The sequence below is a fragment of the Nocardioides aromaticivorans genome (assembly GCF_013408525.1).
GTDB classification, from domain to species: Bacteria; Actinomycetota; Actinomycetes; order Propionibacteriales; family Nocardioidaceae; genus Nocardioides; species Nocardioides aromaticivorans.
Window position 1 is genome coordinate 2451817 of record NZ_JACBZM010000001.1, and the last position, 16120, is coordinate 2467936.

15 protein-coding genes are annotated in these 16120 nt (G+C 72.2%); 3 read left to right on the forward strand and 12 right to left on the reverse strand.

Annotated features, from left to right (window positions below; all coding sequences use genetic code 11):
• Positions 1–14: 14 nt before the first annotated feature.
• Complete coding sequence (locus BJ993_RS11545) at positions 15–1259, forward strand: anthranilate synthase component I family protein (protein WP_179648912.1); 1245 nt, start codon at positions 15–17, stop codon at positions 1257–1259.
• Here BJ993_RS11545 and BJ993_RS11550 read toward each other — a convergent pair.
• From BJ993_RS11550 to BJ993_RS11575, 6 genes are all read right to left on the reverse strand, one after another.
• Positions 1249–1824 carry a hypothetical protein gene (locus BJ993_RS11550; RefSeq protein ID WP_179648913.1) on the reverse strand — a complete coding sequence of 192 codons (576 nt, stop codon included), beginning with the start codon at positions 1822–1824 and terminating at the stop codon, positions 1249–1251. The two genes, BJ993_RS11545 and BJ993_RS11550, sit on opposite strands and share 11 nt — an antisense overlap.
• On the reverse strand, positions 1821–3236 hold the full coding sequence (locus tag BJ993_RS11555; RefSeq protein ID WP_051931990.1) for a sensor histidine kinase: 1416 nt from the start codon (positions 3234–3236) through the stop codon (positions 1821–1823). Before BJ993_RS11555 ends, BJ993_RS11550 begins: the two co-directional genes overlap by 4 nt.
• Before the next feature lie 18 nt (positions 3237–3254).
• Complete coding sequence (locus tag BJ993_RS11560) at positions 3255–3968, reverse strand: response regulator transcription factor (protein WP_036543556.1); 714 nt, start codon at positions 3966–3968, stop codon at positions 3255–3257.
• Positions 3969–4031: 63 nt separating this feature from the next.
• Positions 4032–5390, reverse strand: coding sequence for a hypothetical protein (locus BJ993_RS11565; protein WP_179648914.1), 1359 nt, complete (start codon positions 5388–5390; stop codon positions 4032–4034).
• A 25-nt stretch (positions 5391–5415) separates the two neighbouring features.
• Positions 5416–6282: a fructosamine kinase family protein gene (locus BJ993_RS11570; protein WP_179648915.1), complete on the reverse strand. Its 867-nt coding sequence runs from the start codon at positions 6280–6282 to the stop codon at positions 5416–5418.
• A gap of 9 nt (positions 6283–6291) precedes the next feature.
• Positions 6292–6756: a phage holin family protein gene (locus tag BJ993_RS11575; RefSeq protein ID WP_179648916.1), complete on the reverse strand. Its 465-nt coding sequence runs from the start codon at positions 6754–6756 to the stop codon at positions 6292–6294.
• 103 nt (positions 6757–6859) lie between these two features.
• Here BJ993_RS11575 and nhaA point away from each other — a divergent pair, with 103 nt between their 5' ends.
• Positions 6860–8278: a Na+/H+ antiporter NhaA gene (gene nhaA / locus BJ993_RS11580; RefSeq protein WP_218864682.1), complete on the forward strand. Its 1419-nt coding sequence runs from the start codon at positions 6860–6862 to the stop codon at positions 8276–8278.
• Here nhaA and BJ993_RS11585 read toward each other — a convergent pair.
• From BJ993_RS11585 to BJ993_RS11610, 6 genes are all read right to left on the reverse strand, one after another.
• A complete protein-coding gene (locus BJ993_RS11585) occupies positions 8209–8985 on the reverse strand; it encodes a maleylpyruvate isomerase family mycothiol-dependent enzyme (RefSeq protein WP_218864683.1) in 777 nt (258 codons plus the stop codon). The genes nhaA and BJ993_RS11585 overlap by 70 nt on opposite strands.
• On the reverse strand, positions 8982–9623 hold the full coding sequence (locus BJ993_RS11590; protein WP_179648917.1) for a TetR/AcrR family transcriptional regulator: 642 nt from the start codon (positions 9621–9623) through the stop codon (positions 8982–8984). Before BJ993_RS11590 ends, BJ993_RS11585 begins: the two co-directional genes overlap by 4 nt.
• An 82-nt stretch (positions 9624–9705) precedes the next feature.
• On the reverse strand, positions 9706–10125 hold the full coding sequence (locus BJ993_RS11595; protein WP_308645542.1) for a pyridoxamine 5'-phosphate oxidase family protein: 420 nt from the start codon (positions 10123–10125) through the stop codon (positions 9706–9708).
• An 89-nt stretch (positions 10126–10214) separates the two neighbouring features.
• Complete coding sequence (gene acs, locus BJ993_RS11600) at positions 10215–12191, reverse strand: acetate--CoA ligase (RefSeq protein WP_308645543.1); 1977 nt, start codon at positions 12189–12191, stop codon at positions 10215–10217.
• Between the two features lie 137 nt (positions 12192–12328).
• Positions 12329–13969, reverse strand: a complete 1641-nt coding sequence (locus BJ993_RS11605; RefSeq protein WP_179648919.1) for a monocarboxylic acid transporter — start codon at positions 13967–13969, stop codon at positions 12329–12331.
• Complete coding sequence (locus tag BJ993_RS11610; RefSeq protein WP_308645544.1) at positions 13966–14352, reverse strand: DUF485 domain-containing protein; 387 nt, start codon at positions 14350–14352, stop codon at positions 13966–13968. The genes BJ993_RS11605 and BJ993_RS11610 overlap by 4 nt, the downstream gene beginning before the upstream one ends.
• A 259-nt stretch (positions 14353–14611) precedes the next feature.
• Between BJ993_RS11610 and BJ993_RS11615 the strand changes: the two genes are divergently transcribed.
• Positions 14612–16090, forward strand: coding sequence for an alkaline phosphatase PhoX (locus BJ993_RS11615; protein ID WP_179648920.1), 1479 nt, complete (start codon positions 14612–14614; stop codon positions 16088–16090).
• Positions 16091–16120: the final 30 nt, after the last annotated feature.

A 16120-nucleotide genomic window follows, 5' to 3' on the forward strand; every position in this document is an offset into this window, starting at 1 on the left:
CGGATGGTGTCCCGATGGTGACCCAGGGCGACCCGGTCGAGGCGTTCGCCCGGCTGCAGGCGCGCCACGCCCGCTGCGTGTGGCTCGACGGCGGCGGTGCGCGCGACTGGTCGCGCCGGCGCTCGATCCTCGGCTGGCTCGACGACGACGACGTCTCCCTGTCGTACGACGCCGCCGCGCGCGAGGTGACCCGCCACGCCGGCGGCCGGTCGACCGTCGTGGGCGACGACCCGTTCACCGTGCTCGAGCAGGAGCTGGCCGACGGCCGCCCGAGCGACCAGTGGTTCGGCTACTTCGGGTACGCCGCCCGCCCCGACCTGCCGGCCGATCCCGATCCCGACCTGCCCGACGCGGTGTGGCTACGGCCCTCCCACCTGCGCGAGTACGACCACCCGGTGCTGACCCCGGCGGCGACCGGCGCGCTCGGCGGCGCGCCCCTCGACGGGGTGCCGCCGACCTATGCCGCCGCCTTCGCGCAGGTCCAGGAGCACCTCCACGCCGGCAACTCCTACGAGGTCAACCTGACCTACCGCACGCGCACGCCGAGCACGCTGAGCCCCGCGGGGGCCTATCTCCGGCTCCGGTCGGCCAACCCGGCGCCGTACGCCGGCTTCCTGCAGCACGACGTGCCGGGCGCGCGCGCCTGGCTGCTGAGCTCCTCGCCCGAGCGCTACGCGCTGGTCACCGAGGACCGCGTCCTCGAGACCAAGCCGATCAAGGGGACGACGGCGCGGGGCGCCACGCCCGCGGACGACGAGGCGGCCCGGGCGCACCTCGCGGCCGACCCGAAGTTCCGCGCCGAGAACCTGATGATCGTCGACCTGCTCCGCAACGACCTCGCGATGGTCTGCGAGGTGGGCAGCGTCGAGGTGCCGGTGCTGATGGACGTCGAGTCCTACGCCTCGGTGCACCAGCTGGTCTCGACGGTGCGCGGCCGGCTCCGCGACGACGTCTCCACGGTCGGTGCGTTGCGGGCGCTCTTCCCCGCCGGGTCGATGACCGGCGCGCCGAAGCTGCGCACGATGGAGATCATCGGCGAGGTCGAGGCCACCCCGAGGGGTGCCTACAGCGGGGCGTTCGGCTGGATCTCCGGCGACGGGCGGGCCGACCTCGGTGTCGTGATCCGCACCCTCGTCACCGCGGGCGAGGACTACGTGCTCGGGACCGGCGGCGGGATCACGGTCGCCAGCGACGTGGACGAGGAGTGGGCGGAGACCGGCTGGAAGGCGGCGCGCCTGCTCGCGGCGGTCAGCCCGTAGGGCTGGCCGATGCCCGGCCGGCGTCCTTCGCGTCGGCGTGCTCCGCCAGCGCGGTCAGCGTGGCGGTCACGCCCCGCACGTCGCGCTCCTTGTCGAAGGGCGCGGGGTCGACGACGTTGACGACCTGGTAGAGGAACCCGGTCTGCACGAAGCCCGTGACGTAGAGCTGCTTCTCCACGACCGACACCACGATCCGGGCCGCGTCGGCGCCCTCGATCTCCGGCTCGCGGACGTCCGCGTCCTCGGGCTGGCCCATCTGCTTCCAGAGCTCGTCGAGCGTGCCGCCGTACTGCTGGTAGTTCGCCTGCACCACCGGCTCGCCCGAGGACTCCTCCGGCGCGAACCGGCAGTCCGGCGAGGTCGGCGTGCCGTCGTCCTCGGTGACCGTCGCCCCGAAGTGCTTCTTGATGAACGCCGCGTCCAGCGCGTCGCAGGGGTTCCACAGGGCCGGCGTCTCGCTCGGCAGGTCCGGCTTCGCCCCGGTCGCGCCGTCGTCGCCGCAGGCGGCCAGCGCCAAGGCGGGTACGACGACCAGCGCGGCCGCGCTGCGCAGTGGATGGGTCATGAGGGGTTGTTCTCCCGTCCCGGCAGGCGCAGCACGAGCCGTGCGCCGCCGCTGGCGTTCTCGGTGGCGTGCACGGAGCCGGAGTGGCGCTCGGCGACCTGGCGCACGATCGCCAGGCCCAGCCCCGACCCGGGCATGGTGCGGGCGTCGGGGGAGCGCCAGAACCGGTCGAAGATCCGGGCGCGGTCGGCCTCGGCGATGCCGGGGCCCTGGTCATCGACGGTGAGCACGCCGTCGCTGAGCCGCACCGTCACCAGACCTCCCTCCGGGCTCCACTTCGCCGCGTTGTCGAGCAGGTTGGTCACCGCCCGCTCCAGCTCCGCATCCTCGCCGATCACCCACCACGGCCGCGTGAAGACCTCGAACGTGAGACCGGGCGCGCGGCGTCGTACCCGCTGGACGGCGTGGTCGACGACGTCGGCGAGGTCGACGGGCTCGACCTGGACCCGGATCGGCTCGTCGCGCGCGAGCGCGGTCAGGTCGCCGATCAGCGTCGTCAACTCCTGGATCTGGGCCTGGACGTCGTCGAGGAGCTCGTCGCGGGCGTCGGCCGGCAGGCTGACGGCCTGGTCGCCGCGGGCGCTCATCGAGAGCAGCTCGACGTTGGTGCGCAGGGCGGTGAGCGGGGTGCGCAGCTCGTGGCTGGCGTCGGCCACCAGCTGCCGCTGCCGGATCCGGCTCGCGTCGAGCGCGAGCAGCATGTGGTTGAACGCCGTCGCCAGGCGGGCGATCTCGTCGTCGCCCTCGACCGGCATCGGCGTGAAGTCCTCGGTGCGCGCGATGTCCTCGACCGAGTCGGTGAGGCGCCGCACCGGTCGCAGGCCGTTGCTCGCGACGGTCCAGCCGGCCAGGCCGGCCACCAGGACGCCGAAGATCCCGAACGCGAGGGTCACCCAGCCGAGCCGCGCGAGGGTGCGGTCCTGGTCCTCCAGGGGCTGGGCGATGACGAGCGCGATGCCGTTCTGCTTCGTCGGTACGGCGACCACGCGGTAGCGCTCGCCCGCGATGGAGATCGTGCGCAGGCTCTGGTCCTCGTGGCCCCGGGCGACCTCGATCTCGGGCTGCCCGAACTCGATCGTCGGACCCCGGTCGAGGATGGCCGGGGTGCCCTCGTAGTCGACGAACGCGATCCGCACGTCACCGGCACCCAGCGCCCACGAGGGGATGCCGGCCGACCCGGCGCTGAGCAGGCTGTTGGACCCGGCGGCCTTCTCGGCGCGGTCGACGAGCGCGTTGTCGAGCGTGTCCTGCATCTGCACCCGGGCGGTGAGGTAGGCGCCGACCGCCACCAGGGCCACGGACATGCCGACGGCCATCGTGGTCAGCCAGATCACCCGGCTCGCCAGTGAGCGCCGGTAGTGCCAGCGTCCGTCCGACCCCTGTCCGAGCGCCGGGCCCTTCGCCTCGCTCACGCCCCGCTCACGCCTCGATCACGACGACTCGGGGGCGCGGAGGACGTACCCGATGCCGCGCACGGTGTGGATCAGCCGGGGCTCGTCCTCGGCCTCGGTCTTGCGGCGGAGGTAGCCGACGTAGACCTCCAGCGAGTTGGCGGTCGTGGGGAAGTCGTAGCCCCAGACCTCCTCGAGGATGAAGCTGCGGTCGAGCACGCGGCGCGGCCGGCGCAGGAACATCTCGAGCAGGGTGAACTCCGTGCGGGTGAGCTCGATGTGGCGGGTCCCGCGCACCACCTCGCGGGTGGTGACGTTCATGGTCAGGTCGGCGAACGAGAGCACCTCCTCCTCGCCGTCCGCCTCCACGGGCGAGACCCGGCGCAGCAGCGCCCGCAGCCGGGCCAGCAGCTCCTCCAGCGCGAACGGCTTCGTGAGGTAGTCGTCGGCGCCCGCGTCGAGGCCCTCCACCCGGTCGCCGACCGCGTCGCGCGCGGTCAGCACGATGACGGGGACGTCGTTGCCGGCCGCCCGCAGCGCGCGGGTGGCCTCGAGCCCGTCGAGCTTCGGCATCATCACGTCCATCACCACGACGTCGGGCGCGATGGCGCCGATCCCCGCGAGGGCCTCGGCCCCGTCGGAGGCCAGGTGGACGTCGTACCCGTTGAAGGCGAGGGAGCGCCGCAGCGACTCACGGACCGCGCGGTCGTCGTCGACGACGAGGACACGGGCGGGCGCAGCAGTACCGGACACGACCCCATCATGGCCGATCGGCCTGAGCAGCGGCTGAGAGCGCGCGGCAGGGCCGGTGGCGGGTCAGGTGATGTCGTCGGGGCAGTTGCGCGGCCGCGGGGTGGTCTGCAGGCAGTAGGCGTGGCTCGGGAGCGGCGGCGTCGGGTCCGGGCGCGGCAGCTGGAGGCGCCGGTCCTCGGCGATCTCGAGGAGCTGGTTGGCGCTCATCGCCACCTGGCTGCGGAACTGCGCGAGCGTCAGCCGGGCCGCGGGGTCGTCCAGGCGCTCGCCGACGATGACCTGGGGGATGCCCTTGTCGATGTCGGAGGGGATCGCGACGTTGTGCGAGGCGATGTCTGCGCCGGGGTAGCGATACCAGTACTCGAACGCGGCGCGCCCGTCACTGGTCGTCAGCTCGTTGCACTCGGTCTCGAAGTCGTCGCCGGACGTGAAGCTGTCGCAGGACCAGTCGAAGAACTTCCCCGCGTCGGACGGCTCGTGCTCGACCGAGATCGTGAAGGTCCGGTTGGTGGCCTCGGTGCGCACCGTCCACGACGTGGCGTCGTCGCGCTCGCCGACGGCGAGCTCGCGCGGGAAGCCGCTCTCGAGGTTGTCCGGGGCGACGCTCCAGGACTGGGCGGAGACCGACGGAGCGCCCCCACCGGGGAAGGACTCCGTCGCCACCGTGGTGAGCAGGGTCGCGATGGCGACCGGGTCCGCGTCGTCGAGCAGCCCGTCGGAGCCGCGGTCGGCGCCACCCGTGGCGGTCCCCTCGGAGGTCACGATCGCGATGGTCGGGTCGTCGACCGTCCTCGCCCGGGGCGGGTCGTCGGTGAGCACCACCGCGGCGACGATGCCGCCCGCGATGACGACGACGGCGAGCAGCACGGCCCCGACGACCCGTCCGGTACGACGGCGGGCGGGCGCCTGCGCGCCCGGGGGAGCCCAGGCGGGAGGAGCCGCGAGCGGGACGACCGGCGGTGGGCCGGCGGCGGGCGCGGCGGTCGGTCGCGGCGCGGTCGGCGGAGTGGCCGGGGTGGGCGGAGTCCGTGGCAGCGGGGGCGGCGGTGGCGACACCGGCGGCGCCGCCGTGTCCGGCGCTGCCTGCGCGTCGAGCACGTGACGGTCCACGGCACCCACGGCGTACCCGAGCAGGGCGACCGCCCACCGGCTCGGCCCGGCGTCGGTCGCCGCCCGGTCGCGGGCCAGCTGGTCGCCCGAGGCGATCACCGCACGGGCCGGGTCGCCGCCGTGCGCGATGTCGCGCAGCAGTCGCGCCAACGCGCCCTGCCGGACGGCGTCGACCAGCAGGTTCAGCACGCCGCGGCTCGCGGCCTCGGGCGAGACGTAGTCGTCGAGCGCCGCGCCGAAGCTGGTCGCGTCGTCGAGCACGCCGCGCCCGGCGTGCGCGACCAGGGCGGTCAGTTCGTCAGCGAGGGCCACCGCGTCAGTCTTGCACCGCGAGCGCTCAGACGTAGCGGGAGGCGACCCGGGCCGCGCGGGCGGCGTACTGGCCGCCGAAGAGGCAGGCGTGCACCAGCAGCGGGAAGAGCTGGTGGAAGCCGAGCCGGTCCTCCCAGCCGTCGGCGAGCGGCGCGGCCTCGTCGTACGCCGCCATCACCTGGGGCAGCTGGGGGAGGCCGAAGAGGGCCAGCATCGCGAGGTCGACCTCGCGGTGGCCGCCGTACACCGCCGGGTCGATGACGACGACCCGGTCGTCGCCGGCCCACAGGACGTTGCCGTTCCAGAGGTCGCCGTGGAGCCGTGCGGGCGGCTCCTGGGGGACGATCTCGGCGCCCTTCGCGACGGCGGCCTCGATCGTCGCGGCGTCCTCGGCCGTGACCATGTCCTTGTCGCGCAGCACCTTGAGGTACGGCGCGATCCGGCGCTCCGCCCAGAACTCGGCCCACGTGGGGAGGGCCCTGTTGAGCAGCGGCAGGCGCCCGATGTAGCCGTCGTCGGCGGCGCCGAAGCCGTCGGCCCCGGACCGGTGCGTCGCGGCGAGCGCGCGCCCGAAGGCACCCGCGGCCTCGGCCCCGGGACGGGCGGACTCGACCCAGCCGAGGATCAGCACGTCGTGGTCGACCGCGAGCACCTCGGGGGTGGCGACACCGCCGTCCGGGGTGGCCTCGGCCAGCCAGCGCAGGCCCGCGGCCTCCCGCTCGAAGAAGTGCGGCGGGGCGGCGGTCAGCGTCTTCAGGAAGGCGGTGCGGCCGTTGGAGAGGCGCAGCTTGACCGCGGTGGCGATGTCACCGCCGGCGACGGGCGCGGTCGCGACGACCGCCGAGCCGAGCAGCTGCTCGGCCCGCCCGGCGACGACCGGCTGCCTCGCCATGGGCTCGGGTCAGGCCCGGTCGAGCGTCTTGGCGAGGTCGGTCTGGGCTGCGGCGGCCTGGTGGGCCCCCTGACCCTTCAGGGCGCGCGGGATCTCCTTGCCCTGCTCGATCGCGCGCTCCGGTGCCTTCACCTTCTTGAAGCTGCGCACCGCGAGGAACAGCAGCAGCAGCGCCAGCAGCACGTAGGCGCCGAAGACGATCAGGAAGGCCCAGTGCAGGTCGAGTCCCGAGCCGTTCCAGTGGATCAGGTAGGCGAACGCCACCGACAGCATGATCACGGCGAGCAGCAGCAGGAACAGCGCCGCGCCGACGAGGCCCAGGCCGACACCGCCCGCGGTGACGCTGACCTTCAACTCCGCCTTGGCGAGCTGGATCTCCTTGCGCATGATCGTGGAGAGGTCGGTCTGCGCGTCCTTGATGAGGCGCCCGATGGTCGGCTCTTCACCGTTGACAGTGCGCGGTTCGATGGCCATGCGGCCGACCTTACCGATACCGATAGGCTGGCTGTAGGTGAGCCGGGAAGTCTGGTCGGCAGGCGAACGCCCCTGCCCGGACGACCCCGACGGAGAGATCCCCGTGACCGAACCGCCTTCCGCCCCCGACGAGCTGTGGCGCCGAGGCCCCGTCTGGACCGCCAGCGACCGCCCGTTGGCGCGCTATGTCGCCCGCCCGATCCGCGAGTTCCTGCACGTCGAGTCGGCGGGTTCGCTGCTGCTGCTCGCCGCCACGGTGGCCGCCCTGCTGTGGGTGAACCTCGGGATCAGCGGATGGGCCGAGGGCTACGACCACTTCTGGCACACCCCGCTCGCGCTGGAGGTCGGCGACTGGCGGATGGAGGAGTCGCTCCAGCACTGGGTCAACGACGGCCTGATGACGATCTTCTTCTTCGTCGTCGGCCTCGAGATCAAGTACGAGCTGGTCCACGGCGACCTCCGCGACCCCCGCACCGCCGCGCTCCCGATCGTCGCGGCCGTCGGCGGGATGGCCGTCCCCGCCCTGCTGTACGCCGCCATCGTGGGCGGCGGGCCGGACGGGGCGGGCGCCGGCTGGGGGATCCCGATGGCGACCGACATCGCGTTCGCCGTCGGTGTGCTCGGTGTGCTCGGCGACCGGGTGCCGTCGGCGGCGCGCCTGTTCCTGCTGACCCTCGCCATCGTCGACGACATCGGCGCGATCCTGGTCATCGCGGTCTTCTACACCGACGACCTCGCGCTCGGCTGGCTCGCCGTCGCGCTCGGCCTCCTCGCGGTGATGGCCGTGCTCCGGGCCGCCCGCGTGTGGGCGGTCCCGGTCTACGTCGTGCTCGGCGTCGCCACCTGGTTCGCGCTGCTGGAGTCGGGCGTGCACGCGACCCTCGCCGGTGTCGCGATCGGCCTGCTCACCCCGGCCGTCGCGCTGCTGCGACCCGACGTCGCGACCGGCTTCGCCGCCGATGCGCTGCGCGACAACGAGCTCGACGCGGACGAGCTGCACCGGCTGCGCTTCCTGGTGGGCGAGTCGGTGCCGATGGTCGAGCGTCTCCAGGCGCGGCTGCACCCCCTGTCGTCGTACGTCGTGCTGCCGGTGTTCGCGCTCGCGAACGCCGGTGTCGCGCTCGACGGGTTCGGCGACGCCGTGACCTCGGCGGTCGGCCTCGGGATCGGTGTCGGACTGGTCGTCGGGAAGCCGCTGGGCATCGTGCTGGCCTGCTTCCTCGCGATCCGGCTCGGGGTCGGCCGGATGCCGGCGGAGACGACCTGGGCCCACCTGCTCGGCGTCGGCGCCGTCGCCGGCATCGGCTTCACGGTGTCGCTCTTCATCGCCGGCCTGTCGTTCCCCGGCTCCGCGGCGCTGACCGACGAGGCGAAGGTCGGGATCCTGCTCGCGTCCGTGCTCGCCGCGGTGGTCGGCGTCCTCGTGCTGCTGCTCGCGACGCGGCGCTCAGGTCAGAACGGCACCTCGGTCGCGAGCAGCCCCGACCCCTCGCCGCGGCCCGAGAGCACCCGGCAGAACTGAACCGCGTCCATCTCGATCGTCTCGCCGCCCGTGCCGGCGCCCCACTCGCCGCCGGCCGGGCCGGTGAGGACCAGCCGGTACGGCTGGAGGTGGCGCCCGGCCCACTCGGCCACGACGTCGGCGACGATGGCGCCGTCGTGGTCGGGGGTCAGGACCATCGCGGTGCCGGTGGCCTCGGCGAGGTCGCTGCGGTGCATCCAGGTGTCGCGGGTCAGGATCACGTCGACCAGGAAGCCGAGCGCCCAGTGCTCGTCGACCCCCTGCACCGTCTGGGGGACCCCCATGTCGCGGCGTCGTACGAACGACGGCGTCATCCGGCGGCCGCGGGCTGCGCGCGGTCCCACCTTGCGCATGTCGTCGGTGAGCCGGGCGGGTGTGTGGTCGGCGCGCTCGCGCACCTGGACGTCGGTGAGGGCGTCGATGAACGCGATGCCCTTCGCCGCGGCGTCCGCCCCCGCGATCCGGCGCTGACGGGCGCCCTCCCGGAGGCCCGCCGCCATCTCGGCCATGCCGACCACGTGGGCGGTCAGCTGCCGCACGTCCCACAGGGTGCAGGCGGTCGGGCGGGTCCATGCCGCGGCGTCGAGGCCGGCGACGGTGTCGGCGAAGCGGGCGTACTCGTCGGCCGCGAGGGTCATGGCCGTCCGGTGGTCGAGGGCCGGGCGGCGCAGCGGCCGGCGGTTCTGGTCCTTCATGGTGGTGCTCATCTCGGGGTGCCTGCCTTCCGGCGGGTCGGGTGCTTCTGGGGGAGCGGTGGCATGCCGACGGCGTCCGCGAACATGTCGATGGCCCGTTCGAGCAGCCGCGAGAAGCGGTCACCACCCGGGTCGTTGGCGAGCTGCTGGTCGATCAGCCCGCCGATCAGCGAGATCCAGATGTCGAAGTCGGCGCGCTCCGTGACCCCTTGGGAGGCGAGGAACGCGATGCCGTGGTCGAGGACGCGCACGGCCGGCGCGTAGGCCTCGGCCGTCGGCTCGAACCCGGGGATGGTGCGCTGGTTCATCAGCTGGTGGCGCGCGAGGTCGGCCACCGCGAAGTCGAAGAACACCCGCCCGGCGCGGTGGATCGCCGCCCGCGGATGGGCGGGCACGTCGTCGAGCTGGGCGAGCGCGTGGGCCTCGTACTCCGCCCAGGCCTCGGCGTACATGGCGTCGTACACGGCGTTCTTGGAGTCGAAGTGCGAGTACAGCGACGGCGGCTGCATGCCGACCTCGCGGGCGATGTCGCGCAGCGTGATGTTCGCGATCCCCACCTCGCGGGCCTGCGCCCACGCGGCGTCGAGGATCTCGCGCCGGGTCGCCGCACGTCGTTCGGCGATCCTATCGCGCTTCGATTCTCCTAACATGGTTAGGAGAATGCGCCGAGGGGTGGTCGCCTGTCAAGCTGGGGTGAAGCTGGCGCGCGGTGCGTCGCCACCCGGGCAGCCCTCACGCCGGAGGCAGCACCTGCGACGACCCCAGGAACCGCTCGACGGTGATCCGCAGCGCCACCCGGTTCGGGTTCTCCCGCGGCGTCCGGTAGCGGGCGGCGTACCGCTCGCACGCACGCTCGACCGAGACGGCGTCGGAGAGCACCTCGGCGGTGCCGATGATCGTCGACCAGCGGGCGCCGTCGACCTGGCTGACGGCGAGCCGGCCGTCGCGGCGCAGGTTGGCCACCTTCTGCGAGCCGCCGTCGGTGATCACCCAGGCGCACTCGAGCTCGGGGTCGAGCACGGCGCCGACGGCGACGGCGTGCGGAGCTCCGTCGCGGTCGAGGGTGCTCAGCGTGCAGAGGTGCCGTTCGGTCCAGAACTCCGCCAGCGTGGGCGGGAGGGCGGTCCAGACGACGGGTTCCCAGACGGGCACGGCAGCTCCTCGGTGGCGGCGCGGGACGTCATACGAACCGGCCGCGGGAGCGACCGGTTCGTATGACGCTAGCGGACCCGACCGAGGGGTCAGTCCTCCGTGGAGGTGGCCTGCCCGGCGGAGATCAGGTCCATGATCGAGGCGTCGGCCAGGGTCTGGGTGTCACCCACGTCGCGGCCCTCGGCGACGTCGCGCAGCAGGCGGCGCATGATCTTGCCGGAGCGGGTCTTGGGGAGCTCGGGGACGATCATGATCTGCCGCGGCTTGGCGATCGGGCCGATCTCCTTGCGGACGTGGTCCGAGAGCTCCTTGACGATGTCCGGGCCGCCGTCGCCGGCCTCGTTGCGGAGGATGACGTAGGCGACCACGGCCTGGCCGGTGTCGGGGTCGGAGGCGCCGACGACGGCGGACTCGGCGACCTTGGGGTGCGAGACGAGCGCGGACTCGATCTCGGTGGTCGACAGGCGGTGGCCGGAGACGTTCATGACGTCGTCGACGCGGCCGAGGACCCAGATGTCGCCGTCCTCGTCCTTCTTCGCGCCGTCGCCGGCGAAGTAGTAGCCCTGCGCCTTGAAGCGCGACCAGTAGGTGTCGGCGTAGCGGTCGTCGTCGCCCCAGATGGTGCGCAGCATGGAGGGCCACGGCGAGGTGATGACGAGATAGCCGCCGGAGCCGTTGGGCACGGAGTTGCCCTCGTCGTCGACGACGTCGGCCTCGATGCCGGGGATCGCGGTCATCGCGGAGCCGGGCTTGCCGGCGGTCACGCCGGGGAGCGGGGAGATCATCACGGCACCGGTCTCGGTCTGCCACCAGGTGTCGACGATCGGGGTGCGGTCGCCGCCGATGACGTGGCGGTACCAGATGTAGGCCTCGGGGTTGATCGGCTCGCCGACCGAGCCGAGGATCCGCAGCGACGACATGTCGAACTTGTCGGGCACCTCGTGGCCCTGCTTCATGAACGACCGGATCGCGGTCGGGGCGGTGTAGAAGAGCGTGACGCCGTAGTCCTGGATGATCTTCCACCAGCGGCCCGGCTCGGGGGAGTCGGGCGTGCCCTCGTAGAGCACCTGCGTGACGCCGTTGGCGAGCGGTCCGTAGACGATGTAGGAGTGGCCGGTGACCCAGCCGATGTCGGCGGTGCACCAGTAGACGTCGGTGTCCGGCTTGAGGTCGAAGACCGCGTTGTGCGTGTACGACGCCCCGGTCAGGTAGCCACCGGTGGTGTGCAGGATGCCCTTGGGCTTGCCGGTCGTGCCGGAGGTGTACATGACGTAGAGCGGGTGCTCGGCGTCGAAGGCCTCGGGGGTGTGCTCGGTGGAGGCGCCGCCGACGGCGTCGTGCCACCACACGTCGACGTCGTCGTCCCAGGCGACGCCCTGCCCGGTACGACGCACGACGAGGACCTTCTCGATCTTGTCGGTCTTGGTGCGGGCCTCGTCGACGGCCGGCTTGAGCGCGGACGGGGCGCCGCGGCGGTAGCCGCCGTCGGAGGTGACGACGACCTTGGCCTCGCAGTCGTCGATGCGGGAGGCGAGGGCGTCGGCGGAGAAGCCGCCGAACACGACCGTGTGCGGGGCGCCGATGCGGGCGCAGGCGAGCATCGCGACGATGGCCTCGGGGATCATCGGCATGTAGATCGCGACCCGGTCGCCCTTGCCGACGCCCAGCGCGGTGAGCGCGTTGGCGGCCTGGGAGACCTCGTCCTTGAGCTGGGCGTAGGTGATGTCGCGGGTGTCGCCCTCGGGCTCGCCGACCCAGTGGATCGCGACCTTGTCGCCGCGGCCGGCCTCGACGTGGCGGTCGACGCAGTTGTAGGCCGCGTTGATCGTGCCGCCGACGAACCACTTCGCGAACGGCTTGTTCGACCAGTCGAGGACCTGGTCCCACTTCGTGGCCCAGGTCAGCCGCTCGGCCTGCTGCGCCCAGAAGCCCTCGCGGTCCGCCTTCGCGGCGTCGTACGCGTCGGCCTTGACGTTGGCGTCGGCGGCGAGCTCGGCCGGCGGCTCGAAGCGCCGGTCCTCCTTCAGCAGGTTGGCGAGGGTCTCGGCTGTCGACTGGTCGCTCACGGTTGTCTCCTGATCGAAAGGGGTGCCACAGGTCACATTAGGACCCACGGGAAGTGTGGTCACCAGGGGTTGCATCGGGGTTGCTCGTGCCAGAGGCCGGGACGGGATTCCCACCCGTCCCGGCCTCCGGAGATCCATCAGTGCTGGACGGCCTGCTCGGCGCCCGCGCCGGTGAGCGCACGGACCTCGAGCTCGGTGAACCGCTCCTCGGCCGACGGCTCCTTGGACGTGACCGTCCCGAGCCAGCCGAAGAAGAAGCCCAGCGGGATCGAGATCAGGCCGGGGTTCTCCAGCGGGAACCAGTGGAAGTCGACGCCCAGCGGGAAGAGCGCCTTGCTGATGACGTCACCGTCGGCGTTGACGGCGGTCTTGCCGGAGACGACCGGCGAGAAGAACACCAGCGTGATGGCGGAGATCAGGCCGCCGTAGATGCTCCACGTGGCGCCACGGGTGTTGAAGCGCCGCCAGAACATGTTGTAGACGATCGACGGCAGGTTGGCCGAGGCCGCGACCGCGAAGGCCAGCGCCACGAGGAAGGCGATGTTGAGGTTGCGGGCCGGGATGGCCAGCAGGATCGCGACGATGCCCAGGCCGGCGGCGGCGTACCGGGTCACCTTGATCTCCTCCGCCTCGGTCGCCTGGCCCTTGCGGATGACCGAGTTGTAGATGTCGTGCGCCACCGACGTCGAGGACGTCAGGGTCAAGCCGGCGACGACGGCCAGGATGGTCGCGAAGGCGACCGCGGAGATCAGGGCCAGCAGGACCGCGCCGCCGGTCGAGTCGGCGCCACCGCCGACCGCCTCGGCGAGCAGCGGCGAGGCCAGGTTGCCCTCGCTGTTGGCGACGTCGCTGCCGGCTCCGGTCTTGAGGAGCGCGGCCGCACCGAAGCCGAGGACCAGCGTGAACAGGTAGAAGACGCCGATCAGGCCGATCGCCCAGAGCACCGACTTCCGGGCGTCGCGCGAGGTCGGCACCGTGTAGAAGCGGACCAGGATGTGCGGCAGGCCGGCGGTGCCGAGCACGAGGGCCAGGCCGAGGCTGAGGAAGTCGAGCTTGTGGGTGAGGTCGGCGCCGTACTTCAGGCCGGGCTCGAGGAAGCCCTCCTTGCCCGAGTTGGCCTGGGCCGCGCCGAGCAGCTCGGAGAGGTTGAAGTCGAACTTGGCCAGCACGAGGACGACGATCAGCGCGGAGCCGGTCATCAGCAGGACGGCCTTGACGATCTGCACCCAGGTGGTGCCCTTCATGCCACCGACCGTGACGTAGACGATCATCAGCGCGCCGACACCGGCGATGACGGCGCTGATCGCGAGCGTGTTGGTCTTGTCGATGCCGAGGAGCAGGACGACGAGGCTGCCGGCGCCGACCATCTGGGCGAGCAGGTAGAAGATCGAGACCACGACGGTGGAGGTCGCTGCCGCGGTCCGCACCGGACGTTGCTTCATCCGGTACGCCAGCTGGTCGGCCATGGTGAACTTGCCCGAGTTGCGCAGCATCTCCGCCACGAGCAGGAGGGCCACCAGCCAGGCGACGAGGAAGCCGATCGAGTAGAGGAAGCCGTCGTACCCGGCCAGCGCGATGGCGCCGGAGATGCCGAGGAAGGACGCGGCGGACATGTAGTCGCCGCCGATGGCGAGGCCGTTCTGGAAGCCGGAGAACGAGCGGCCGCCGGCGTAGAAGTCGGAGGTGCCGCTGGAGTTGCGGCTGGCGCGGATCGTGATGAAGAGCGTCAGCGCGACGACGGCGAGGAAGAGTCCCGCGGTGAGGGCCTGGTTGTTCATCGGAGGTCCTTCCCGCCCGGCGCGCCCTTGGAGAGCGAGACGAAGCGCTCGTCGAGCTCGCGGGCGAGCGGGTCGAGCCGCTTGGTGGAGTAGTTGCTGTAGAGCCACGCGATCACGAAGGTCGTCGCGAACTGGAGGAGGCCGAGCACGAGGGCGACGTTGATATTGCCGACGACCTGCTTGCTCATGAAGCCGCCCGCCCACATCGAGAGCACGACGTAGGTGAGGTACCAGACCAGGAAGGCCGCGGTGGCAGGGAACGCGAAGCCCCGGTAGCGCCGCTTCAGCTCGGCGAACTCGGCGGAGGCGTGCAGGTCGTCGTACACGGGGTCGTGGCGTGCCGCGACCACATGCGGGTCGTGGGGTGAGAGGTCGGATGACACGGGTTCCTCCTCGGTCGTGCGGTGTGACCGCGATCACGGACTCCTCCGACGCTAGGAGTGACCGCGGTCACGTCGGCAGGGGTGCGGTCCGGCGCTGCGCCGAGTGGGGACGGGTTGTCGATGAACGGTCGGTGGGACGCGACGAACGGCGCTCCGGCGAGGGTCCGCCGGACGTTCACCCCGTGGTCGGCTGCTCGTCGCGGAGGGGCTGTTGGCTGAGCCGGTTGGACGCACACTCCTCCCGGAAGGACCCCCGAGCATGTCTTCTCCCTCTTCCCGCCGCTCCGTGATCGCCGGCGGCGCCGCCGCTGCCGCGGGCGTCGGCTTCGCCGTCACCGGCGCCATGCCCTCCCTCGCCCAGGGCAGCCCGGGCAACGACACCGCGAAGCCGAACGGCAAGGCCAAGGGCCAGGGCATCGTGCCCTTCCCGCCGCTGCAGGACGACCCGGACGGCCTCCTCGCGCTGCCCGCCGGTTTCTCCTACGCGGTCGTGACCCGCGCCGGCGTCTCGAAGCTCGACGAGGGCCAGCTGACCCCGAACGCGCACGACGGCACGGCCGTGTTCACGACCGGTCGCGGCCGGTACCGCCTCATCCAGAACCACGAGCTCAAGGCCGGCTCGCCGCTCGGCGTCCCGCACGTCGCAGGCACCGTGTACGACGAGGGCGCGATCGACGCCGGTGGCTGCACCGTCATCAGCACCGACAGCCGCGGCAACAACCTCGGCGAGTTCGTCGGCATCTCCGGCACCTCGACCAACTGCGCGGGCGGCCCGACCCCCTGGGGCACGTGGCTCACCTGCGAGGAGACCGAGGACCGCGCCGGGAAGGCGTGGAGCGGCAACGGCAAGAGCGGCACCTACGCCAAGAACCACGGCTACGTCTTCGAGGTCTTCCACGACGGCCGCCACAACCCCAAGCCGATCAAGGCGTTCGGCCGCTACGCCCACGAGGCGCTCGCGATCGACCGGGCCCGCAAGCACGTCTTCCTCTCCGAGGACGCCTCGGGCCCGAACGGCCTGTTCTACCGCTGGACCGCGCCCGAGGGCTTCGAGATGGGCGCGAACCTCGCCGACCGGCTCGGCGACACCGACGGCGTCCTCGCCGCGATGCAGATCCTGATGCCCGACGGCTCCGTGCTCCCCGACGTCGCCTACCTGACCTCGGCCCAGCTCGGCCTGCCCTTCCCGGTGCGCTGGAAGGAGGTCCCCGACCGCGACGCGACGACCACCTCGGTGCGCAAGCAGTTCGCCGACGGCGAGGTCACGCGCGGCAAGAAGTTCGAGGGCGTCTGGGGCACCGACGAGGGTGCGTACGTCGTGAACTCCTTCGCGTTCTCCGACGGCGACCTGCCGGCCGACGCGGTGCCGCACGACGGCATGGTCTGGTTCTACAACTACAAGAAGGAGACCATCCAGCTCGTCGCCTACTTCCCGCACCAGAAGACCGGCGCCTCCGGCGCCGCCGCGAGGTACGACGACCTCACCTTCGACGGCCCGGACAACGTCACGGTCACCCCGTGGGGCTCGCTCGTGCTCGCCGAGGACGGCGTGGGCGCCTCGCACGTGCTGTCCGCGACGCCGTACGGCCCGACGCAGGCGATCGCCCGCAACCAGCTCAACGACTCGGAGTTCACCGGCCCGACGTTCTCCGACGACGGCAAGGTGCTCTTCGTGAACATGCAGACCCCGGGCCTGACCTTCGCGATCACGGGTCCGTGGGAGAAGTACCTGGGCTGAGCCGGACGGGCCGGCGGGGTGTGACCTGCA